The sequence below is a fragment of the Streptomyces tubercidicus genome (genome assembly GCF_027497495.1).
Lineage (GTDB): Bacteria > Actinomycetota > Actinomycetes > Streptomycetales > Streptomycetaceae > Streptomyces > Streptomyces tubercidicus.
Genome location: NZ_CP114205.1, coordinates 3,338,825 through 3,359,730, shown reverse-complemented (window position 1 = coordinate 3,359,730; position 20,906 = coordinate 3,338,825). Strand labels below are relative to the sequence as shown.

General features: G+C 70.7%; 20 protein-coding genes, 1 tRNA gene and 2 pseudogenes. 16 read left to right on the top strand and 7 right to left on the bottom strand.

Annotated features, from left to right (window positions below; genetic code table 11):
- Nucleotides 1-5: 5 nt before the first annotated feature.
- On the top strand, nucleotides 6-677 hold the full coding sequence (gene phoP, locus STRTU_RS14395) for a two-component system response regulator PhoP (protein WP_472926721.1): 672 nt from the start codon (nucleotides 6-8) through the stop codon (nucleotides 675-677).
- A gap of 95 nt (nucleotides 678-772) precedes the next feature.
- On the opposite strand, the gene STRTU_RS14390 is transcribed toward phoP, so the two are convergent.
- Complete coding sequence (locus STRTU_RS14390) at nucleotides 773-1,399, bottom strand: copper chaperone PCu(A)C domain-containing protein (RefSeq protein ID WP_159743900.1); 627 nt, start codon at nucleotides 1,397-1,399, stop codon at nucleotides 773-775.
- Nucleotides 1,400-2,137: 738 nt separating this feature from the next.
- On the opposite strand from STRTU_RS14390, the gene STRTU_RS14385 reads away from it, so the two are divergent.
- From STRTU_RS14385 to STRTU_RS14355, 7 genes are all read left to right on the top strand, one after another.
- Nucleotides 2,138-2,620, top strand: a complete 483-nt coding sequence (locus tag STRTU_RS14385) for a CarD family transcriptional regulator (protein WP_003953493.1) — start codon at nucleotides 2,138-2,140, stop codon at nucleotides 2,618-2,620.
- Nucleotides 2,621-3,082: 462 nt separating this feature from the next.
- Nucleotides 3,083-3,829, top strand: a complete 747-nt coding sequence (gene ispD / locus STRTU_RS14380; RefSeq protein ID WP_159743899.1) for a 2-C-methyl-D-erythritol 4-phosphate cytidylyltransferase — start codon at nucleotides 3,083-3,085, stop codon at nucleotides 3,827-3,829.
- Nucleotides 3,822-4,346, top strand: coding sequence for a 2-C-methyl-D-erythritol 2,4-cyclodiphosphate synthase (gene ispF, locus STRTU_RS14375; protein ID WP_159746937.1), 525 nt, complete (start codon nucleotides 3,822-3,824; stop codon nucleotides 4,344-4,346). The genes ispD and ispF overlap by 8 nt, the downstream gene beginning before the upstream one ends.
- Before the next feature lie 142 nt (nucleotides 4,347-4,488).
- A complete protein-coding gene (locus tag STRTU_RS14370; RefSeq protein WP_159743898.1) occupies nucleotides 4,489-4,893 on the top strand; it encodes a PPOX class F420-dependent oxidoreductase in 405 nt (134 codons plus the stop codon).
- Between the two features lie 123 nt (nucleotides 4,894-5,016).
- Nucleotides 5,017-6,408: a cysteine--tRNA ligase gene (cysS, locus tag STRTU_RS14365; RefSeq protein WP_159743897.1), complete on the top strand. Its 1,392-nt coding sequence runs from the start codon at nucleotides 5,017-5,019 to the stop codon at nucleotides 6,406-6,408.
- A 151-nt stretch (nucleotides 6,409-6,559) separates the two neighbouring features.
- Complete coding sequence (gene rlmB / locus STRTU_RS14360) at nucleotides 6,560-7,516, top strand: 23S rRNA (guanosine(2251)-2'-O)-methyltransferase RlmB (RefSeq protein ID WP_159743896.1); 957 nt, start codon at nucleotides 6,560-6,562, stop codon at nucleotides 7,514-7,516.
- A 178-nt stretch (nucleotides 7,517-7,694) separates the two neighbouring features.
- Nucleotides 7,695-9,326 carry a DoxX family protein gene (locus tag STRTU_RS14355; protein ID WP_246240505.1) on the top strand — a complete coding sequence of 544 codons (1,632 nt, stop codon included), beginning with the start codon at nucleotides 7,695-7,697 and terminating at the stop codon, nucleotides 9,324-9,326.
- 379 nt (nucleotides 9,327-9,705) lie between these two features.
- On the opposite strand, the gene STRTU_RS14350 is transcribed toward STRTU_RS14355, so the two are convergent.
- The 3 genes from STRTU_RS14350 to STRTU_RS14340 all read right to left on the bottom strand — a co-directional run bounded on the left by STRTU_RS14350 (nucleotide 9,706) and on the right by STRTU_RS14340 (nucleotide 12,322).
- Complete coding sequence (locus tag STRTU_RS14350; protein WP_159743895.1) at nucleotides 9,706-10,434, bottom strand: nucleotidyltransferase family protein; 729 nt, start codon at nucleotides 10,432-10,434, stop codon at nucleotides 9,706-9,708.
- Between the two features lie 30 nt (nucleotides 10,435-10,464).
- Complete coding sequence (locus STRTU_RS14345) at nucleotides 10,465-10,881, bottom strand: hypothetical protein (protein ID WP_159743894.1); 417 nt, start codon at nucleotides 10,879-10,881, stop codon at nucleotides 10,465-10,467.
- 304 nt (nucleotides 10,882-11,185) lie between these two features.
- Nucleotides 11,186-12,322: an ABC transporter ATP-binding protein gene (locus STRTU_RS14340; RefSeq protein ID WP_159743893.1), complete on the bottom strand. Its 1,137-nt coding sequence runs from the start codon at nucleotides 12,320-12,322 to the stop codon at nucleotides 11,186-11,188.
- 176 nt (nucleotides 12,323-12,498) lie between these two features.
- Between STRTU_RS14340 and STRTU_RS14335 the strand changes: the two genes are divergently transcribed.
- A tRNA-Thr gene (locus STRTU_RS14335) sits at nucleotides 12,499-12,572 on the top strand.
- Between the two features lie 89 nt (nucleotides 12,573-12,661).
- Here the strand turns inward: STRTU_RS14335 and STRTU_RS14330 are convergent.
- A pseudogene (locus STRTU_RS14330) lies at nucleotides 12,662-12,852 on the bottom strand (tyrosine-type recombinase/integrase); the annotation flags it as partial.
- A gap of 84 nt (nucleotides 12,853-12,936) precedes the next feature.
- Between STRTU_RS14330 and STRTU_RS14325 the strand changes: the two are divergent.
- The 3 genes and pseudogenes from STRTU_RS14325 to STRTU_RS14315 form a co-directional block, all read left to right on the top strand.
- Complete coding sequence (locus STRTU_RS14325) at nucleotides 12,937-13,098, top strand: hypothetical protein (RefSeq protein WP_159743891.1); 162 nt, start codon at nucleotides 12,937-12,939, stop codon at nucleotides 13,096-13,098.
- Between the two features lie 481 nt (nucleotides 13,099-13,579).
- Complete coding sequence (locus STRTU_RS14320; RefSeq protein ID WP_159743890.1) at nucleotides 13,580-13,774, top strand: hypothetical protein; 195 nt, start codon at nucleotides 13,580-13,582, stop codon at nucleotides 13,772-13,774.
- A 361-nt stretch (nucleotides 13,775-14,135) separates the two neighbouring features.
- Nucleotides 14,136-14,619: pseudogene (locus STRTU_RS14315) on the top strand (mobilization protein); the annotation flags it as partial.
- Nucleotides 14,620-14,948: 329 nt separating this feature from the next.
- Here the strand turns inward: STRTU_RS14315 and STRTU_RS14310 are convergent.
- The gene (locus STRTU_RS14310; RefSeq protein WP_159743888.1) at nucleotides 14,949-16,382 is read right to left on the bottom strand and encodes a sensor histidine kinase; all 1,434 of its coding nucleotides are present in this window, start codon (nucleotides 16,380-16,382) and stop codon (nucleotides 14,949-14,951) included.
- Between the two features lies 1 nt (nucleotide 16,383).
- Entirely contained in the window at nucleotides 16,384-17,112 is a 729-nt protein-coding gene (locus STRTU_RS14305) for a response regulator transcription factor (protein ID WP_167539242.1), read from the bottom strand.
- Nucleotides 17,113-17,422: 310 nt separating this feature from the next.
- On the opposite strand from STRTU_RS14305, the gene STRTU_RS14300 reads away from it, so the two are divergent.
- Genes STRTU_RS14300 through STRTU_RS14285 form a run of 4 tightly spaced genes read left to right on the top strand, consistent with a single transcriptional unit; the run spans nucleotide 17,423 to nucleotide 20,871 of the window.
- Nucleotides 17,423-18,154, top strand: coding sequence for a DUF3159 domain-containing protein (locus tag STRTU_RS14300; protein WP_159743887.1), 732 nt, complete (start codon nucleotides 17,423-17,425; stop codon nucleotides 18,152-18,154).
- A 53-nt stretch (nucleotides 18,155-18,207) separates the two neighbouring features.
- The gene (locus tag STRTU_RS14295; protein ID WP_159743886.1) at nucleotides 18,208-19,419 is read left to right on the top strand and encodes a cytochrome P450; all 1,212 of its coding nucleotides are present in this window, start codon (nucleotides 18,208-18,210) and stop codon (nucleotides 19,417-19,419) included.
- Between the two features lie 55 nt (nucleotides 19,420-19,474).
- Nucleotides 19,475-19,669 carry a ferredoxin gene (locus tag STRTU_RS14290; RefSeq protein ID WP_159743885.1) on the top strand — a complete coding sequence of 65 codons (195 nt, stop codon included), beginning with the start codon at nucleotides 19,475-19,477 and terminating at the stop codon, nucleotides 19,667-19,669.
- Between the two features lie 8 nt (nucleotides 19,670-19,677).
- Entirely contained in the window at nucleotides 19,678-20,871 is a 1,194-nt protein-coding gene (locus STRTU_RS14285; protein WP_159746934.1) for an NAD(P)/FAD-dependent oxidoreductase, read from the top strand.
- Nucleotides 20,872-20,906: the final 35 nt, after the last annotated feature.

The window sequence follows — 20,906 nt, the reverse complement described above, 5'->3', positions numbered from 1 at the left end:
CCCGAGTGCTTGTCGTCGAGGACGAGGAATCGTTCAGCGATGCACTGTCGTACATGCTTCGCAAGGAGGGCTTCGAGGTCGCCATCGCGGCTACGGGCCCTGACGGACTGGACGAGTTCGAGCGCAACGGCGCCGATCTCGTTCTGCTGGACCTGATGCTGCCCGGCCTGCCCGGCACCGAGGTCTGCCGCCAGCTGCGCGGCCGCTCCAACGTCCCGGTCATCATGGTGACCGCCAAGGACAGCGAGATCGACAAGGTCGTCGGCCTGGAAATAGGAGCCGACGACTACGTCACCAAGCCCTTCTCCTCCCGCGAACTGGTCGCCCGTATCCGCGCCGTGATGCGCCGCCGCGGCGAGCCGGAGGAGGTCACCCCGCAGGCTCTGGAGGCCGGCCCGGTCCGGATGGACGTGGACCGCCATGTCGTCACGGTCGCCGGCGGCAAGGTCGATCTGCCCCTCAAGGAGTTCGACCTCCTGGAGATGCTGCTGCGCAACGCCGGCCGGGTGCTGACCCGTATGCAGCTCATCGACCGGGTCTGGGGCGCCGACTACGTGGGCGACACCAAGACCCTGGACGTGCACGTCAAGCGGCTGCGCGCCAAGATCGAGCCCGACCCGGGCGCCCCGCGCTACCTCGTCACGGTCCGCGGCCTGGGCTACAAGTTCGAGCCGTAAACCGCTCCCGGCCTACGCGTCAGGGGCGCCCCTCCGGTTGGGAGGGACGCCCCTGACGCGTAGTGGGTGACGGCGGCCGCCGTCAGCACGCCGGCTCAGTGACCGCCGTGCTTCTCCTCCGCCGGCTTGGTGGAGGAGGACGGCGACGCCGACCCCGAGGGCTTGCCGGAACCGGACGGCGACGGCGAGCCGGAGGGCGACGGCACCTGCGAGGGCCCGTAGCCCTGGAAGTAGTTCTTGGCCGGGACGACGAAGGCGCTGATCCGCACCTGGCCGGTGGAGCTGAACTTGAAGGTCAGCGGCTGTGCGTTGCCGTCCTGGACGGCCTCACGGCCGCTGGCGAGGACGGCCGAGGGGTTGCCCTCGCCACCGATCACGACGGAGCCGCCGGCGGGCACGGTGATCGACCCGGCGCCGTGGTCGGCCCGAGCGAGCTTGGCCGTCTGGCCGGTGCCGTCGACGGAGATCGCGGTCAGCTTCTGGTCCTTGTCACCGCTGTTGAACACCGTCGCGGAGACCACGGCCGGGCCCTTGGCGTCGACCTCGGGCTGGGTGATCACGTTGGCGTTCTGAATCTTGATGTCGCCCACAGAGGTCGCGGCGTTGTCCGGCTTGACCTCCAGCGTCTGGGCGTCGTTCCCGGCCCCGCACGCGGACAGCGTGGCGATCGAGAGCGAAAGGACGGTGGCGGCGAGGACGCCGCGTCGAAGGCTGCGGCTCACGGCGGCGGCATCTCCTTGACGAGCTACGGCGGCCGAACGTTCGTGCCCGGTCGCGGATGGACGGCTGGGGCGGCGCTCCGTACGCGTCATGACGACGGGTGCGTAAAGCCGCCCTAAGGGTGTGTCAGCGCCGCTAGGTTACCGAGCCGTCCTCGCGCCGCCGCACCCGACCCGCCCCCAGCGCGATCAGCGCCCCGCCACCGCCGTCCGGGCGACCGCTCCACGGCCCGCGGAACGGCCCGCCGGAACGGTCGCGGATCCGGCGGCCGCGAGGAACGTTCCCCAAGAACAGGCAGGGAACAGGCATGAATTTTCGGCAAGCGGCCGTTCGGGTGGCGGGCCGCCGGTTTCCTTCCCGGGAAAAGCAGTATTCGCAGCGGAAATGTGAAGGGCTCGCGGAATTGATCACACTCTTCGTCCGGCGGTTCGTGATCAATTCAAGAATCGGTCCCAAGAGGCCGCTGAGCAGCCGAACGGAGTACCGGAACTCGCTCGTGTGGATCCGTGCAAAACGGGACGTTCGGCCTGTCGAGCACCGCGTTCCCGGTACGTGACGGGCGTGTTTCCGCTCACCCGTGCAGCCCCTCCGACCTGCGAATTCCCGCCCTCCGGACCACCTCGCAGCACGTTCCGGTCGCTGTTGTCAAGCCCCGAGATATGCCCTGACCTGCGAAAACGCCATTCAGAACGGCCCGTTCCCGTGTTAGCATGGATAGCCACGGAAGGGGTACCTGTCACATGACGTTCAAGGTTGGCGACACCGTGGTCTATCCCCATCACGGGGCCGCGCTGATCGAGGCCATCGAAACTCGCCAGATCAAAGGCGTGGACAAGACCTACTTGGTGCTGAAGGTCGCCCAGGGCGACTTGACTGTTCGTGTGCCAGCGGACAATGCGGAGTTCGTCGGCGTACGCGACGTGGTTGGTCAGGACGGGCTGGACCGGGTCTTCGAGGTGCTTCGCGCACCGTATGCCGAAGAGCCCACGAACTGGTCCCGTCGCTACAAAGCAAATCTTGAGAAGCTCGCCTCCGGCGACGTGATCAAGGTTGCCGAAGTGGTGCGCGACCTGTGGCGGCGTGAGCGTGAGCGCGGCCTCTCCGCCGGTGAGAAGAGGATGCTCGCGAAGGCGCGCCAGATTCTGGTGAGCGAGCTCGCCCTCGCGGAGAACACCAACGAGGACAAGGCCGAGGCCCTGCTCGACGAGGTACTCGCGTCCTGACGACGCCGAAGCGTTGGCCGTGTCCGGCGTGGGGCTGCGTGTTCGCGATAGCCAGCGCGTACGCGATACCCGACGCAGCGACATCCAGCACGGTGCAATCCAGCGCAGTGCAATCCAGCGCAGTGAAGAGCTCCAACGCAGCGATGACGTAGCAATGCCGCGGTGCCCGAGTGACGATCGATTCCCCGAGGGGAGTGGTCCGTTGCCGGGCGCTGCGGCATATCTGCGGGTGCTGCGAGGGAGCTTCGGGGGCGACCAGCTGGTACCGGTGAGGAACCTCGCCCCCCCTGTGACGTGCCGGGCTCGTGCAGTCGTCTCGACCGATGTCACGGAAGGGTCCGGTCAAGGCGTCGCGCCCGGCACTCCCCCCGTAGGGGGCACGCCCAGGCCATACCCACCTCGTCCGAGGAAACAAACCTGTCTGCGTCAATTCCGGGCTCGCCCCGGACTCCGGAGTCATCGATGTCAGATCCCTCCCGTCCCCTCCGCACCGCCGCGGTGATTCCCGCCGCCGGCCGCGGTGTCCGGCTCGGTCCCGGCACCCCCAAGGCGCTGCGCACCCTGGGCGGCACTCCCATGCTGGTCCACGCGGTCCGTGCGATGGCCGCGTCACGCGCCGTCTCCGTCATCGTGGTGGTCGCCCCGCCCGACGGCGCCGCCGAGGTCAGCCGCCTGCTCGACGAGCATCCGCTCCCCGAGCGCACCGAACTGCGGGTCGTTCCCGGCGGCGGGACCCGCCAGGAGTCCGTACAGCTCGGTCTGGCGGCCCTCCCGGACACCATCGATGTCGTGCTGGTGCATGACGCCGCACGGCCGCTGGTCCCGGTCGACACGGTCGACGCGGTGGTCGCCGCCGTGCGCGCCGGTGCGCCCGCCGTCGTCCCTGCGCTGCCGCTGGCCGACACCGTCAAGCAGGTCGATCCGCAGCCGCAGGGCGCCCCGGAGCCGGTGGTCGGCACCCCGGAGCGGGCCCTGCTGCGCGCCGTGCAGACCCCGCAGGGCTTCGATCTGGCGACCCTGCGCAAGGCACATGACACGGTCGTCGAGGGCGAGGGTGCCACCGACGACGCCGGGCTGGTCGAACGGCTCGGTTCGCCCGTCGTGGTCGTCCCCGGCCACGAGGAGGCATTCAAGGTGACCCGGCCGCTGGACCTGGTCCTGGCCGAGGCCGTACTCGCCCGCAGGAGGGCCACCGATGGCTATGTCTGAGCCGGTTCCCGCCGGGTCCCCCGCCGCCCCGCTGCTGCCGCTCGTCGGCATCGGCACGGACGTGCACGCCTTCGAGCAGGGCCGTGAGCTGTGGTGTGCCGGGCTGCTCTGGGACGCCGCGGAGAGCGACGGATACGGCCTGGCCGGCCACAGCGACGGCGATGTGGCCGCCCACGCCGCCTGTGACGCGCTGTTCTCGGCGGCCGGCGTCGGCGACCTCGGGGCGCACTTCGGCACCGGCCGCCCCGAGTGGTCCGGCGCCTCCGGGGTGACGCTGCTGGCCGAGGCCGCGCGGATCGTACGGGCCGAGGGCTTCTCCATCGGCAATGTCGCGGTGCAGGTCATCGGCGTCCGCCCGAAGGTCGGCAAGCGCCGGGACGAGGCCCAGAAGGCGCTCTCGACGGCCGTCGGGGCGCCGGTCTCGGTCTCCGGAACGACCTCGGACGGGCTGGGCCTGACGGGCCGCGCCGAGGGCCTGGCCGCGGTCGCCACGGCGCTCGTCTTCCGTACGGCCTGACCGGGTCTCCCAGGGCCACGAGCGACGGACGCGGCGCCCGGCATTCCCCCTTACGGCGCGGGAATGCCGGGCGCCGCACGGGTGTTGGGGGGAGCATCGGGGTATCCGTGTTCCTCGGAACGGCCCGTAGGAAGGACCCCTTGTGACTGCCACCCTGTCCGACGACCTCAAGCAGCTCCTCGACAGCCCGGTGTTCGTGACCGTGGCGACCGTCCAGCCCGACGGCAGCCCCCAGGTCTCCCCGGTCTGGGTGAAGCGGGACGGCGACGACCTGCTGTTCTCGACGACCATCGGCCGCCGCAAGGAGCGGAACCTCCGGCGCGACGCCCGGGTCTCCGTCGTCATCCAGCCCTTCGACGCGCCGTACACCTACGCCGAGGTCCGCGGCTCCGCCTCGCTCAGCACCGAGGGCGGGCAGGAGCTGATCGACGAGCTGTCGCAGAAGTACACCGGCAAGCCGTACGCGGAGTTCAACCCGGCGGGGGCCGATGACGCCGAGCGGGTCGTGGTCCGGATCACCCCGCGCAAGGTGGTGGGCAGCATCTGACCAGGCCGGGGGCCTGACCCGGGGCGGGCCGCAATTCCGGCGAACCGGACGGTTGTGACGGTTCTGTTTCCCCGTGGCCCAAGGGGTCACGGGGCACTGCCTCGTTCCGACTACCCTGGTTCCGTGACGATTCGCCTGTACGACACCAGCGCCCGGCAGATTCGCGACTTCACCCCGCTCGTGCCGGGCTGTGTCTCGATCTACCTGTGTGGCGCGACCGTGCAGGCAGCCCCGCATATCGGGCACATCAGGTCGGGACTGAACTTCGACATCATGCGCCGCTGGTTCGCCTACCGCGGCTACGACGTGACATTCGTGCGCAATGTCACGGACATCGATGACAAGATCATCAAGAAGGCGGCCGAGCAGGGCCGCCCCTGGTGGTCGATCGGCTACGAGAACGAGGTCGCCTTCAACACGGCCTACGACGCCCTCGGCTGCCTGCGTCCCACGTACGAACCGCGCGCCACCGGCCACATCCCCGAGATGATCGAGATGATGCGCGGCCTGATCGAGCGCGGCCACGCCTACGCCGCCGACGGCAACGTCTACTTCGATGTGAAGTCCTTCCCGGAGTATCTCCAGCTGTCCAACCAGGAGTTGGACAACCTCCGCCAGCCGTCCGGCGAGGGCGAGACCGGTAAGCGGGACCCGCGCGACTTCGCGATGTGGAAGGCGGCCCGGGAGGGCGAGCCCAGCTGGGAGACCCCCTGGGGCCGCGGCCGGCCCGGCTGGCACCTGGAGTGCTCGGCGATGGCCCACAAGTACCTGGGCGAAGCCTTCGACATCCACGGCGGCGGCGTCGACCTCGTCTTCCCGCACCACGAGAACGAGATCGCGCAGGCCAAGGCGTACGGCGACGACTTCGCCGCCTACTGGACCCACAACGCCTGGGTGACCATGAGCGGCGAGAAGATGTCCAAGTCGCTGGGCAACTCCCTGCTGGTCGCGGAGATGGTCAAGCGCTGGCGCCCGATCGTGCTGCGCTACTACCTGGGCACCCCGCACTACCGCTCGATGATCGAGTACAGCGAGGAAGCGCTGCGCGAGGCCGAGTCCGCGTTCGCGCGGATCGAGGGCTTCGTCCAGCGCGTGGTCGAGAAGGCCGGCGTCGTCGAGCCCGCGCCTGACGTGCCGCCCGCCTTCGCCGAGGCGATGGACGACGATCTGGGCGTCCCGCAGGCGCTGGCGATCGTGCACACCACCGTCCGCCAGGGCAACTCCGCGCTGCTCGCCGACGACAAGGAGTCGGCGGTGGCCCGGCTGGCCGAGCTGCGGGCGATGCTCGGGGTGCTCGGCCTGGACCCGCTCGACGAGCGCTGGTCCGGCGGCACGGACCGCGGCGACGACCTCCACGGGGTGGTCGACTCCCTGGTCCGCCTGGTCCTCGACCAGCGCCAGGCCGCCCGCTCCCGCAAGGATTACGCCACCGCCGACGCCATCCGCGACCAGCTCCAGCAGTCCGGACTCGCCATCGAGGACACCCCCTCGGGCCCGCGCTGGTCGCTGTCCTGACCCCCGCCCCGACCTCCGTCCCGACCCCGTCCCGCCCGTGACCGGCCACCCGGATTCGCCCTTCCCGGTGGCCGCGGGCGACACTCATTCCATACGTACGTCCCCACTCCACGTCGCGAGACGTCGAGAGCAGTGAAGAAACAGGTGACCCATGGCCGGCAACAGCCAGCGCAGGAACCGCCGCACGTCCAACAAGAAGGGCGCGCAGGTCGGCAGCGGCGGCCAGCGGCGCCGGGGCCTGGAGGGCAAGGGCCCGACCCCGCCCGCCTCCGCACGCAAGGGGCACGTCAAGAACCGCGTCGCCAACGCCAAGGCGAAGCAGTCCGCGGCACGCCGTCCGGCCCCCCGTCGCGGCGGCGCCAAGGGCACCGCGGAGCTGGTCGTCGGCCGTAACCCGGTCTTCGAGGCGCTGCGCGACGGCGTGCCCGCCACGAACCTCTACGTCCAGCAGTTCATCGACACCGACGAGCGGGTGCGCGCCGCACTCCAGCTCGCCTCGGAGCGCGGCGACATCAACCTGATGGAGGCGCCGCGCCCCGAGCTGGACCGGATGACCAACGGCCTCAACCACCAGGGCCTGGTCCTCCAGGTCCCGCCGTACGACTACGCGCACCCCGAGGACCTGGCCGCGGCCGCCTTCGACGACGGTGCCGACCCCATGATCGTCGCGCTCGACGGCGTCACCGACCCGCGCAACCTCGGCGCCGTGGTCCGCTCCGTGTGTGCCTTCGGCGGCCACGGTGTGGTCGTGCCGGAGCGCCGGGCGGCCGGGATGACGGCCGGTGCGTGGAAGACCTCGGCGGGTACCGCGGCCCGTACGCCGGTCGCCCGCGCCACCAACCTGACCCGGACCCTGGAGTCGTACCAGAAGGCCGGTCTGACGGTCGTCGGTCTGGCCGCGGACGGCGAGATGGAGCTGCAGGACGTCGAGGCGCTGGACGGCCCGGTCGTGATCGTCGTCGGCAGTGAGGGCAAGGGCCTGTCGCGGCTGGTCGGCGAGACCTGTGACGTCCGGGTGCGGATCCCGATGCCGGGCGGCGCGGAGTCGCTGAACGCCGGTGTCGCGGCCGGTGTCGTCCTGTGGGAGGCGGCCCGCCGCCGCGCCTGAGTCCACATGCCCCGGGGGCGCCCGGCACAGCGCCGCGCCACCCCGGGGCAGGGCCTGACCCTCCGTACGTCTTCCGCGCGTCGTGCGTACGTCTTGGCCGGATCCCATGGCCTTTTGACGGGTCTCGGACAGATCGACCCGGTCAAGGCAGTGTCTTTCCCGCGAGTCACTCGGTTAGATGAGCGTGGACACCAGAACACCCCGCACGCCTACGGGGGGACGCTCGCCGGGCTTCGATGACGAGCCGGGCCTGAGCTCGGTCAAGGTGCCGTGCGATCCCGCGCAGGTCATCGTCAACCACGCCAGCTTCCGCGTACAGCTCGCCGCGCCCACGGCGGGCAACGCCGTGGCCGACACCGCGCGCATCCCCGTCATCCGGGGCACGGACGGGGCCAGACGCCGGGCGCCCGTGGTGTGGAGCGGCCGCACCGCACCGGGCGGCACGGCCGGCGCCACCACCCAACTCCTGCACGCGGTACGCGACGCGGGCATCGGCCTCGACGGCGGACCGGGCGACGACGTCGGCACGACCCAGGTCCTGCCCCGGATCCGCCTCGACGACGCGCCCCCCGCCCAGACCGTGATCGGCCAGCGCGGCCCCGCCGACTCCGACACCAAGCTGCTGCGCGGCGTACGCCCCGTGGGCAGCGCGTACGGCGACACCCCCTACCGGAACACCTCGTACGGCAGCCGCGACCCGCTCGACGACGGCTATGACGACGACCGGTTCGAGGCGCGCGACGCCTACGACACCGGCGGCAGGCGGCGCGCCGCCGAGTCCGTGCGGCATGCGTACTACCCGGGCCGCCGGATGAACCTCGGCGTCGTCCTGCTGCCGCTGCGCATCTTCCTCGGACTGATCTCCGTCTACGCCGGCATGGGCAAGCTCTGCGACCCCGTCTACTTCGACGGCGGTGAGCGGGGCTCCATGGTCAAGTGGCTGCTGTCGCTCGACCCTTGGGCGCTCGCGGTGCCGCTGCGCGACTTCGCCGTCTCGCACCCGGTCGGCGCGGGCCTGACCGTCGCCTTCCTCCAGGTCGTCGTCGGCGTCCTGACCATCTGCGGACTGTGGCAGCGGGTCGCCGCGTCCATCGGCGCGCTGCTCTCGGCGGCCCTGCTGATGACCGTCAGCTGGCGCACGGTCCCCGCCTACGACGCCCCCGACATCATCTACCTCGCCGCCTGGAGCCCGCTGATCATCGCGGGCGCCCCCGTCTACTCGATGGACGGGCGGCTGGCCGGTGAGGCATGGCGGCGTCTCGGCCCCCGCGTCGAGGTGGCCGACCTGCGGCGGCGGGTGCTGCGCCGCGGCGCCGTGATGACCGCGATGGTGGCCGGGCTGACCCTGCTCATCGGCTCGCTGCTCGGCGGTGCCGTACGGTCCGCGACGGTCCCGGCCGTACCGCGGCCCGGCGAGCCCGCGATCAACAACCTGCCCGGCTCCCCGCTGCCCCGCCCCGGCAAGCGCGCCACCCGGCCCGGCCACCGGCACCCCGGCAGCCTCGCCCCGCGCCCCGGAAAGCCCTCCACGGGCGCCTCGCACAAGGCCCACAAGCCGGGCACCCCGTCCGCCTCGGCCCCCGGCACCGGCCGCTCGACGGGCAGCAGCAGCGGCCTCGCCCAGCAGCCCGGCGCGACCACCAGCGCACCCCAGCAGACCGTGCCGACCCGACGCGCCCCGGTACCGAGCCGGGTCCCGCCGTCGGCTGGTGGCACCGGTGGCGGCGCTACCGGCACCGGGAGCACGGGGAGCGGGAGTTCCGGAAGCGACTCCGGGCGCGGGGATGCCTTGGGTGGCCTCCTCGGCTGAACCCCCGCCCACGCAACCGCCCCCGATCGCTCCGATCTCTCCGTATGGCCTTCTGTATTGGCCGTTGTGGGGAGGGAGGGGTGGTTGGGGGCGGTTGCGTGTGTGGTGCGTGAGGGTTGGGGGTTGAGGGTGGGGCGCCGTGCGGGCGTTCTGGGGGCTACGCGGCGGGTGTGCGGGTCTCTGCGGGCTTCTGCCGGCTTCTCTGCGGGGCTGCGGGCTGTCTGTGGGGCTGGCGGGCGCTCCGGACGTTCCTCACGGCCTGCGGGGCGCTCTGGGCGTTCCCAACGGCCTGCGCGGCGCTCCGGGCGTTCCCAACGGCCCTGTCGGCTCCCCAGGCGCACTCCGCCGCTCCGCTCCTCCGGGCGCTCCGCGCGCCGGCTCAACGCCCTTGAGCGCTCAGCTCCTTCGCGGCCTCGGTGAGGTCCTTGGCGGTGTCGATGGCGCGCCAGTAGGCGCCCTGGGGGAGCGGGAAACCGGCCAGTCGGCGTTCGCGGGCGAGGCGCGGGAAGGTGGTGCGCTCATGGTCGCCGCGGTCGGGCAGCAGCGCCGTAAAGGCGGCGGAGAAGACGTAGACACCGGCGTTGATCAGATACGGCGAGGGCGGCGACTCGATGAAGTCCAGCACATGCCCGAACGCGTCGGTCTCCACGGCGCCCCAGGGAATGCGGGGGCGGGCCAGCGCAAGAGTGGCCTCGGCAGCGCGCTCGTGGTGGAAGGCGGCCATCTCACGGAGCGGAAAGCGGGTCCAGATGTCGCCGTTGGTGGCGTACCAGGGCTCGTCCGGGCGGGGCAGTGAGCCGGCCGCGTACTTGAGGCCACCGCCGCGGCCCAGCGGTTCGGTCTCGACAACAGTCGTGACGCGCAACGGCAGTTGGGCCCCGTCCAGCCATTCCTGGAGGACCCCGGCGAGATGCCCGCAGGAGACGACGACGTCCGTGACGCCTTCCCCGGCCAGCCAGTTCAGCTGGTGGCCGATGATCGGGGTTCCGGTTCCGGGAATCTCGACCATCGGCTTGGGGCGGTCGTCGGTGTACGGGCGGAGACGTGAGCCCTGGCCGCCGGCCAGGACCACGGCCTGCGTGGGATAAGGATGCGGGGCACCTGTCATGGATCGCACCCTATGCGGTGCGAGCAGGGGTCACTGGGCGGCGGCGACGCCGGTGGCGAAGGAGGTGTCGCAGACCGGGCGGGAGAAGGCCTGGGCGCGGTGTGCGGCCCCGTACTTGGCAACCGCGGCACGGCCGAGGTCACGGGCGATGGAGACGCAGTGCTTGGCCAGTGAGGGGCGCTTGGTGGTCGCCTCCTGGAGGTGGGTCAGGGCGACGCCCGGGTCCTTCTCCTGGAGCTCGACCAGCAGACGCTTGCGCAGCGCCTCCTCGGGGGCGCGGACGGCGGTTTTGGTGAGGGCCTTCCCGGAGGACGCGGTGAGCACCTGGGAGTCGGTGGCCGTCGACGACCAGGGGACGCGGGTGACCGCGAGGGTCCCGGACAGCACCAGGACGACGGGAAGGACGAGGGCGAGAGTTCTGCCGATGCGGCGGGCTGCGGAGTTCACGGTCGCGATCGTAGCGAGGAGTGATGATTTGGCGACATTTGGTCACCATATCGGGGGACGCAATGGCCCGTCGGTGCGGTTGTGATGTTGACGCACTGGTGTGGAAAGTCGGGTTATGTCCGAGTAGGGGGTGACTTGGTGCCGTGGTGCCGTGGTGCCGTGGTGCCGTGGTGGTGGCGTGGTGGCGTGGTGGCGTGGTGGCGCCATGGCGGCGCGCCGGGGCCCGCTGACTGTCGACCGCAACGCCACGGCGGCGGCACCGGGCTCCCCCGATACCGCCGCCGCTCTAGGAATTACCACCGCCTCAGTCGGTGAGCCGCTCCCCCGACGACGTCGAGAACACATGCGTCTCGCCCGCCCGCGGCACGACATGCAGCCGGCTGCCCTTCTCCGGGACCTGGCGGCCGTTGACCCGTACGACGAGATCCTTGACCTCGCCGCCGACCTCCGCGGTGCCGTACACATAGCCGTCGGCGCCGAGTTCCTCGACGACATTGACCGTGATGGCCAGACCGGCCGGTGCGTCCGCGGACTCCTTGGACAGCGACTTCGCGGCGGAGTCGTTCTGCTCGACGATGTCGAAGTGCTCGGGGCGCACGCCCACGGTCACCGTCCGGTCGCCCTTGTCGGCGGCCGTGGACAGCGCCTCACGGTTGACCGGGACGACGCTGTTGCCGAACTTCACGCCGCCGTCGGTGATCGGCACCTCGACGAGGTTCATCGCGGGCGAGCCGATGAAGCCCGCCACGAACAGGTTCGCCGGCCGGTCGTACATGTTCCGCGGCGAGTCGATCTGCTGCAACAGACCGTCCTTGAGCACGGCGACCCGGTCGCCCATCGTCATCGCCTCCACCTGGTCGTGCGTGACGTACACCGTCGTGATCCCGAGCCGGCGCTGCAGCCCCGCGATCTGCGTACGGGTCTGGACGCGCAGCTTGGCGTCCAGGTTGGACAGCGGCTCGTCCATCAGGAAGACCTGCGGCTCCCGGACGATCGCCCGGCCCATCGCGACCCGCTGCCGCTGACCACCGGACAGCGCCTTGGGCTTGCGCCCCAGGTACTCGGTCAGGTCCAGGATCTTGGCCGCGTCCTCGACCTTCTGCCGGATCTCGGCCTTCGGCACACCGGCGATCTTGAGCGCGAAGCCCATGTTGTCGGCGACCGTCATGTGCGGATACAGCGCGTAGTTCTGGAACACCATGGCGATGTCCCGGTCCTTGGGCGGAAGGTGGGTGACATCGCGGTCCCCGATACGGATGGCGCCCCCGTCGACGTCCTCCAGCCCCGCGAGCATCCGCAGCGAGGTGGACTTGCCGCATCCGGAGGGGCCGACCAGGACAAGAAATTCGCCGTCTTCGATGGCGATGTCCAGTTTGTCGACGGCGGGCTTGTCGGAACCCGGGTAGATACGGGTTGCCTGGTCATACGTGACCGTAGCCATGGTGAATCCCTTCACCGGCAGGAACGTGCCGGACGATCCGAGTAAAAGGAGTGGTGTAGTCCACAGATGCGTGGACTCTCCGTGACGCTACCCGCGCCCGGCCCCGGTGTCAGTAGCCCTGCAGCCACGAAATGGGAACCGGCATCCGGCACACCTGGGTACACTGCTTCACGCGCGCCTCCTTAGCTCAGCTGGCCAGAGCACCGCTCTTGTAAAGCGAAGGTCGTCGGTTCGAATCCGACAGGGGGCTCTTAGCTTGAGCAGGGAAGAAGCCCCAGGCCGGTAGCGGCCTGGGGCTTCTGACATCCACGGGTGACATCAACGGGGACGGTCGGTCGATCAGTCCCGGAGCCGCCGTTTCAGGAGCCGGTCCATGTGGCTGATCGCTTCCCGCTGCGTGTCCTGGGCGACGTGCGTGTAGACGTCCATGGTCATGCTGATCTGGCTGTGGCCGAGGATCTCCATCAGCACGCGCGGGGCGACGCCGGCCGCGGTGAGGCGCAGCCGTGCCGGGCGTCGTGGAGACGGAGAGCTGTCTGCATCGCCTCAACCAACCTGCCACGGGCCTCACGCGCAGCCCGCCACGCGTTCATGTACTCGTCCGAGTCCGCGTCATGACCGGCAACCACCGCGTCATGGAAGTCGAGCACCGTAAGGGTGGCCTGGCGAGCCAATTCAAGGATCGGCTGCGGTGCCACCAACTCCAGTTGGTGCTGCGCGGCATACACGCCGTACTCGCTGATCGCGATGTGCCCCCTGCCGACGCGCTCCTGTGAAGGCTCTGCCCGAGAGAAGGCGTCGCGGGCCTGAGCTAGGGCACCCAGGTATTCCATGAAAGAGGTGCGCAGCTCAGCGCGGTCCCTTTCCGACCTCTCTCGGCGCCACCGAATGCGGTCGGCAACAAGTGTGCTGACCACGCCAAGGACCGTACCCACAGCCGTCGCCACGACTGCTGTCCACTCCATGCCCACCCCTAGGTTGTCTGGAAGGTCCGCGCGCCAAACCCTCGGGACACTGGCATCCCTCTGCTGCAAGGAACTACTCCACTTGCGAGGCTGCATCACACCGCACCAGATGCGCACCAGAACGGGGGGTAAACCGCGGTCAATCGCGGATCACCACACATGGGCCGCCGCCGCAACGCCAACCACTGTTCGCGCAGCTCAGCCCCAGAGTCGGCACGGAACGCACGGTGATTCCCAAGCCCAAAGCTTGGAGGTCCACTCCTGTCCTGGGACGGTCATCTAACCTCGGTGCATGGACCAGGTGGAGAACGGCCGACTGTCGGACGATGAGTTCAAGGAGTTCCTCAGCTTCTTGAAGAGGTTCTGCTCCCATGATCTAGATCAGTGGGAGGCGTGGCAGACCGCCACTCCTTACGGTCCGGTCTACGTGAACATGACCAGGAGCCTTCCGCCGGGAACCGACCCGAGCGCCTTCCACTCGATCTGAACGGCGACGTGCATGCCCACACAGCTTCCACTGTGTCCGCGCTGCGAGGAGGACTGGGTTCATTCCTACCGGTTCAAGGACGACGGATCTACGTTCTCCCTGTGCACTGAATGTGACTCCTTCTGGTGGCCGCATGATGCCCTGGAGATCCCCAACCCACGCTTCCTTGATGACGTAGTGGCCGCGCGGCTTGGGGTACCCGGTAACCCCTGGTCAGCTCGTGAGTGGGCCGAGGCCATCGAGCCAGTCGGGGAGGGCTGCTGACATCTGCGGCTGACATCAACGTCGGCGGACAGCAGTGGTGCTGAGCGAGCCTGGGCGGCCCTACTGGTCACCCGGGCAGAGGCTGTGGCTGCAGGACCTGCGCCGCGCGGCCCGCGACCTCATCCACAGCGGGCCCGCGCTCGGCCGGAGCGAGGACGGAGCCGGCACCGCGATGGTCCTCGACATGCTGGTCTTCCTCGCCAGTGCCGCCGCGCACTGGCACGCCCAGCAGCCCGAAGCTGCCCGACAGGCCGCCGAGCACCTGCGAGCTGCCTACCGGCAGGCAGCCGTTGAACCCCTCACGGTGCTGCGCGAACGTGGCCGCCGCACCGCCCCGTCCCTGCGCCGCCACCACGCCACTACCCTGCACGCCGCCCTGCCCGAACTCAACGACGCCATCCTGGACGAGCCCGGCTGGGACGCCCTGGCAGCCACCCTCGCCGACGCCGAACACGCCGGCCACAATCCCCAGCACCCTGCTCTCCGAGGCCGCCGCCCGTCAGGAACTGGACACCGCCGAATCCATCAGCGACGTCCTCGTCTGGCGCCTGCGCCGCACCGCAGACCTCCCGCCCACGCCCTAGCAGCCGTTCCCACCACAAAGCCTCAGACCACGCGCTCCTCCAGAACTCCGCCCAACGGCCAGCACCCGCAACACCACGCGCACACCGTCGCTGACACTCGCCCCAGCACGTCGCAGGCCCGACCGGAAACACCGGCCGGGCCTGCGACGTGTACGGACGGACTCAAGCGAGCGCGCTGTGGCGCTTGCGGTAGTTGATGGCCATGCGGCGGGACTCTCCTCCCGCGCACGCTTCTGCGTCTGGCTTTGGCCTCAAGAGCCAAGCGCCGAAGGGGAGATGCGGGAGATGCGGGAGATGCGGACATCGGCGGGGCCGCCCGCGGTCGTTCACCCCGCTCCCGGCAGTGTGACCCTGAAGGTGCTGCCCTTGCCCGGGGAGGTGTGGACGGTGGCCGTGCCGTTGTGGGCCTCGGCTATGGAGCGGACGATGCTGAGGCCGAGGCCGGTGCCGCCGCTGGTGGGGGTGCGGGATTCGTCGCCGCGGTAGAAGCGTTCGAAGATTCGGGCGGCTGTTTCCGGGGGTATGCCGGGGCCCTGGTCGGTGACTGCCAGTTCTGTGGTGCCGTTGGGGAGCGCGCGGGCCGTTACGGATACCGGGGTGTGGGGTGGGGTGTGGCGTAGTGCGTTGCTCAGGAGGTTTTGGAGTACCTGGCGGAGGCGGTCCTCGTCGCCGCAGGTGTGCACCTCGTCCGGTACGTCGAGGGTGAGGGGTCTGTCGGGGGCGACGACCCGGGCGTCGGTGACGGCTTCGTCGGCGAGTGCGGCGAGGTCCACCGGGGCGTGCGCGAGCGGGCGGCCCTGGTCGAGGCGGGCGAGCAGCAGCAACTCCTCGACCATGGAGTGCATCCTGGCCGCCTCGCCCTCGATACGCAGCATCGCGCGCTCGATGAGCGCGGGGTCCTGGGCAAGGCCGTGCAGATGGAGTTGGGCCCAGCCCCGGATCGTGGTCAGCGGAGTGCGCAGCTCATGGGAGGCGTTGGCCACGAACTGCCGGAGCTGCTCCTCGGATCGCTGGCGTTCGTCGAAGGCCCGGTTGAGGGCGGTGCCCACCTCTCCCACCTCGGAGTGACGGCGGGCGACCTCGATGCGCTGGTCGAGGTCGCCGTCGGCGATCGCGGTCGCGGTGGCGGCCATGTCCCGCAGCGGCCGCAGGCCCACGCCCAGCACCCCGCGGCTGAGCAGCACGATGCCCCCGAGCACGGCCAGTGTGGCGGCGGAGTCGGAGCCGATCAGCCAGTACACGACATCGTCAGCGGGCTGGAGGCTCTTGGCGACGACCACCCTGCTGAACGCCTGGGGTGCTGCCCCGGGGGAGGGCCGGACCGTGGCGGAGTGGCCGAGCGGGAAGCTCAGGATGCGGTACCGGGGGACCGGCGTGTCCCGGGCGGAGAGGGTGACGATGTGCTCGGCGAAGCCGTCGGGTATCGGGGCGGGCAGGTCGGGGCGGGAGCGGGGGCGCCCGTCGAGATCCCGTGCCGGGGTCTGGGCGACCACCCGGCCCCGGTTGTTGACCAGCGCGATGTAGGTGCCGTCGGGAAGGAGGGAGTTGAGGTTGTCCTCGTCGACGGGGCGGCGTCGGTGGTGCGCCCGGTGCTGAACGGTCTGCCGGGTCTTGGTGAGGGTGGCATCGGCGACGTCGACGAGGTTGAGCCGCAGCCCGATCAGCGACACCGCGTTGACGGCCACCATGCCCACGGCCGCCAGCAGGACGACGCCCACCATCAGCCGTGCCCGCAGGGAGCCGCGCCACGCGCCGGCCATCTCAGCCGCCTTCGGGGAGCCGCAGACTGTAGCCGAAGCCGCGCATCGTATGGATCAGGGCGGGCGCTTTGGCGTCCACCTTGGCCCGGAGCCGGGACACGAGCTTCTCGACGACGCCCTCGCCGAAGTGGTGCTGCCAGACGTGGTCCATGATCTGTTCCTTCGACAACACCTGGTCGGTATTGATCAGCAAGTAGCGCAGCAGCTTGTACTCGGTCGGCGACAGCGCTATCTGGCGGTCCCCGCGACGGACCCGTCTGGTGCGTTCGTCGACGGTCAGATCGGCGAAGCACAGCAGCGGGCCGGTCTCCGCGGACCGGCCGGCGCGGCGCAGCAGGGCATGCACCCTGGCGAGGAGTTCGGGGAGGCTGAAGGGCTTGGTGAGGTAGTCGTCCGCGCCCATCGCGAAGCCCGTCACCCGGTCGTCGACGGAGTCCCGCGCGGTCAGGAACAGCACCGGCAGCCGGGCCCCGTTCTCCACCAGGCGGCGGCAGACGGTGAAGCCGTCGAGGTCGGGCAGCAGGACGTCCAGCACCAGCAGATCGGGGGGCAGTTCCGCGTAGGCGCGCAGGGCCTCGCCGCCGCAGCCGGCGGTGGTGACCTCGTAGCCCGCGAGGCCGAGTGTGGTCTCCAGGAGCTCCGACATCCGCGGGTCGTCGTCCACGACGAGCAGCCGCTGCCCGCTTCCGCGGGGTAGCGGTGCGCCACTTGTCGGCGAGGCGGAAAGCATGTCGGTCACCCATCGCGTCGTGGTGTCTGCGACGACAACGTGTCGGCGCGTCAGCCGGTTCCCGGGCGTCGGCACGAGCGAGCGGCATGAGCCGCACGGGCCGTGTGAGTTGCGGATGAGCAAGCTGCACGGGCCGCATGAGCGAGCCGCATGAGCAGTACGGGCGGACCAGCGGCGCGCGGCACGGGCCTGCGCGGGCTCCGGCTGTCAGGCAATGGTCAGGTTGCCGACCGGGGCCGGTCAACGGGGCCCGTTTTTCTGGACCACGACATCGGAACGACCACCGTCCGCCGCGATGCCTGGAGACCCCGTGGATCCTGCCGCAGACCCCGCACCCGGAGGTGCGGACGCCGTCCGTATCGCCGTACGGAAGCGGCTGCGCAGCACCGTGATCGATGTGACGCCCGTCTTCGGGTTCACCCTGACCTTCGCCCTCACCCACCGGCTCGGCGTCGCGCTGACGCTCGCCTTGGCCGCCGGGGCGGGGGTCTTCCTCCTCCGGCTGGTGCGCAAGGAGCCGGTGCGGCAGGCGCTCGCCGTCCTCGCCGTGGTCTGCGTCCAGGGCGTACTGGCCGGGCGCACCGGGGACGCCACCAACTTCTTCCTTCCGCACCTCGTGCTGCACGGCGTGATGGCCGTGGTGACGCCGGTGCTGCTGTGGCTCGGCTGGCCGCCGCTGGGCGTGATGGTGGGGCTGGCCACGGGCGAGCGGACGGCCTGGCGCCGCTGTACGGTGCGCCGCCGGGCCTTCGCCAAAGGCCATCTGGTCCTCTACGCCGGCAATCTCCTGATGCTGTCGGTCCAGCTCCCGTTGTTCCTGGCCGGCGAGGCCGTCGCCCTCGGGACGGTCGATGTCTTCCAGCCCCTCGTGCTCGCGATCGGCGCACTCCTGGGGTGGCGCGTCTACCGGCGCTCCGTCGGTACGCACCGCTGCGAGGCCCCCGTCGGCACGAGCCCGGCCCCATCCCTACCTGCCCCGCACCGACCTGCCCCGCACCGACCTGCCCCGTCCGAGCCTGCCCCGGCACCCTCCGCCCCATAACGCCCCACCCCGTAACACCCCATCCCGTAACACCCCTTGGAAAGGACTGTCCGATGACCGGTAACCAGCCCACCACCAGTACCCGGCACACCCCCGGGACCCAGCCCATGGGACGGACCTGCCCGTTCAGCCCGCCGGAGGGATACCGGACGCTGCGGGAGGAGGATCCGATCACGCCGGTGACCTTCCCTGATGGTGCCAAGGGCTGGGTGGTCAGCCGGTACGCGGACGTGCGGACGGTGCTCGCCGACCCGCGGTTCGGCGCCAACCGCCGACGGGTCCGGCCCGGAGACGCGCCCGACGCTCCGCTGGCGCCGCCCCCGCCGGGCATGTTCATCATGATGGACGGCCCGGAGCACACCCGGTTCCGGCGGCTGCTCACGGGCCAGTTCACGGTGCGCCGGATGCAGAAGCTCGCTCCGGCGGTGGAGCAGATCGTCGCCGATCAGCTGGAGGCCATGGCGGGCGCCGAGGGGCCCGTTGATCTCCTCCAGGCCTTCGCCCTGCCCATCCCCTCACTGGTGATCTGTGAGCTGCTGGGGGTGCCGTACGAGGACCGGGCGGAATTCCAGGAGAACTCCAGCATGGTGCTCCGGCTCGAAGCCTCCCGCGACGAGGTGATGCAGGCGCAATCGGCGATGAACGAGTACATCCACCAACTGGCCGTCGCCAAGCGGGCCCACCCCACGGACGACATCCTCAGCGGCCTGGTGCAGTCCGAGCAGCTCACCGACGAAGAGCTGGCCGGGGTCGGCTCGTTGCTGCTGCTCGCCGGGCACGAGACCACCGCGAACATGATCGCGCTGGGGACCATGTGCCTGCTGGAAAACCCCGAGCAGCTGGCGGCACTACGGTCCGACCCCGCCCTCATGGACGGCGCCGTCGAGGAGCTGCTGCGATACCTGACGATCATTCAGTACGGGCTGCGCCGGGTCGCCTTGGAGGACGTGGAGCTGGACGGCCACCGCATCGAGGCCGGCGCCACCGTGCTCGCCTCACTGTCCTCGGGAAACCGGGACGCGACGCAGTTCCCCGACAGCCCCGACGCGCTGGACATCCACCGGCCCTACCGCACGCACCTCGCGTTCGGGCACGGCGTCCACCAGTGCATCGGGCAGCAGCTGGCCCGGGTGGAGATGAAGGCCGCGCTGTCCGCCCTGTTCGACCGGTTCCCCACGCTGCGGCTGGCGGTACCGGCGGACCAGGTGCCGATGCGCGACGACATGCTCATCTACGGCGTCCACGAACTGCCCGTGACCTGGTAGCCGCCCCGGCTGCCTTGCCACCACCGAAGCCCACAGGAGAGAGGGAATCCCCCCGATGAAGGTCGTTATTGACGAGGACAAGTGCGTCGGCGCAGGGCAGTGCGTCATGGCCGCCGCCGAGGTCTTCGACCAGCGCGACGAGGACGGCATCGTCGTCCTGCTCGACGCCGCCCCGCCGGAGAGCCGGCGCGCCCCGGTGGAGGACGCCGCTGTCCGCTGCCCCGCCCTTGCCATCGAGGTGCTGCCGTAGTGCCTGCCATGGACCGGATCGTCCTGGTGGGCGCGTCGGCCGCGGGGCTCACCGCGGCCGACGCCCTCCGGCGCGAGGGATTCACCGGGTCGCTGACGATGGTCGGCGAGGAACTGTGGGCCCCGTATGACCGGCCGCCGCTGTCCAAACAGGTGCTGGCCGGTACGTGGGAACCGGAGCGGACCGTGCTGCGCCAGGAGGCGGACCTCGGGCGGCTCAAGCTGGATCTCCGGCTGGGCTGTCGGGCAACCGGGCTGGACCCGGCGGCGCGCACCGTCACCCTGGCCGACGGGGACCGGCTGCCCTACGACGGTCTGCTCCTCGCCACCGGACTGCGGCCCCGGCGGCTGCCCTTCGGGCACGACCTGGCCGGTGTGCATGTGCTGCGCACACTCGACGACGCCCTGACGCTGCGGGCGCAGTGGGGCTCCGGCCCCCGGGTCGTGGTGATCGGCGCCGGCTTCCTCGGCAGCGAGATCGCCGCCACCGCGCGGGGCCTCGGCCTGGACGTCGCCCTCGTCGACCCCGAGCCCGCCCCACTGGCCCGGCAGGTCGGCACCTGGGTGGGCGGGCTGGTGGCGGACCTGCACCGGGACCACGGGGTCCGGCTGCACATGGGGCGCGGCGTCACCGAACTGACCGGTGCCTGCGGCCGGGTGACCGCCGTGGTGCTCGACGACGGCACCCGGCTCCCCGCCGACGTGGTCGTGGTCGCGATCGGCTCGGTGCCGGCCGTCGAGTGGCTGGCCGACTCCGGGCTCTCCCTGGGCGACGGGGTGCGCTGCGACAGCCACTGCCGGGCGGCGCCCGGTGTGTACGCGGCGGGAGACGTCGCCAACTGGCCGGACCCGGCCACCGGCGGCCGCGTCCGTCTCGAACAGCGCATGAACGCCACCGACCAGGCCCGCGCGGCCGCCAGGAACCTGCTTGCCGGTCCCGGGGGCTCCGAGCCCTACGCGCCGATCCCGTTCGGCTGGACCGACCAGTACGACGCCAAGATCCAGTTCCATGGCCGGTGCCCCGCCGACGCCCAGGTGGAGTGCGTCGACGGCGATCCACGGTCCCGCGCCTTTGTCGCGCTCTACCGCCTCCGCGGCCGGGTGGTGGGCGCGCTCGGCTGGAACAGCGCCCGCGCGCTGCGTGCGTATCGGGGGCACATCGGAAGGCAGGAGGTGGAGGAGGCTGAAGTGAGTGAGGGGTGAACTGGAGGAGTGAAGGGGCCCGTAGGGGTGGGGAA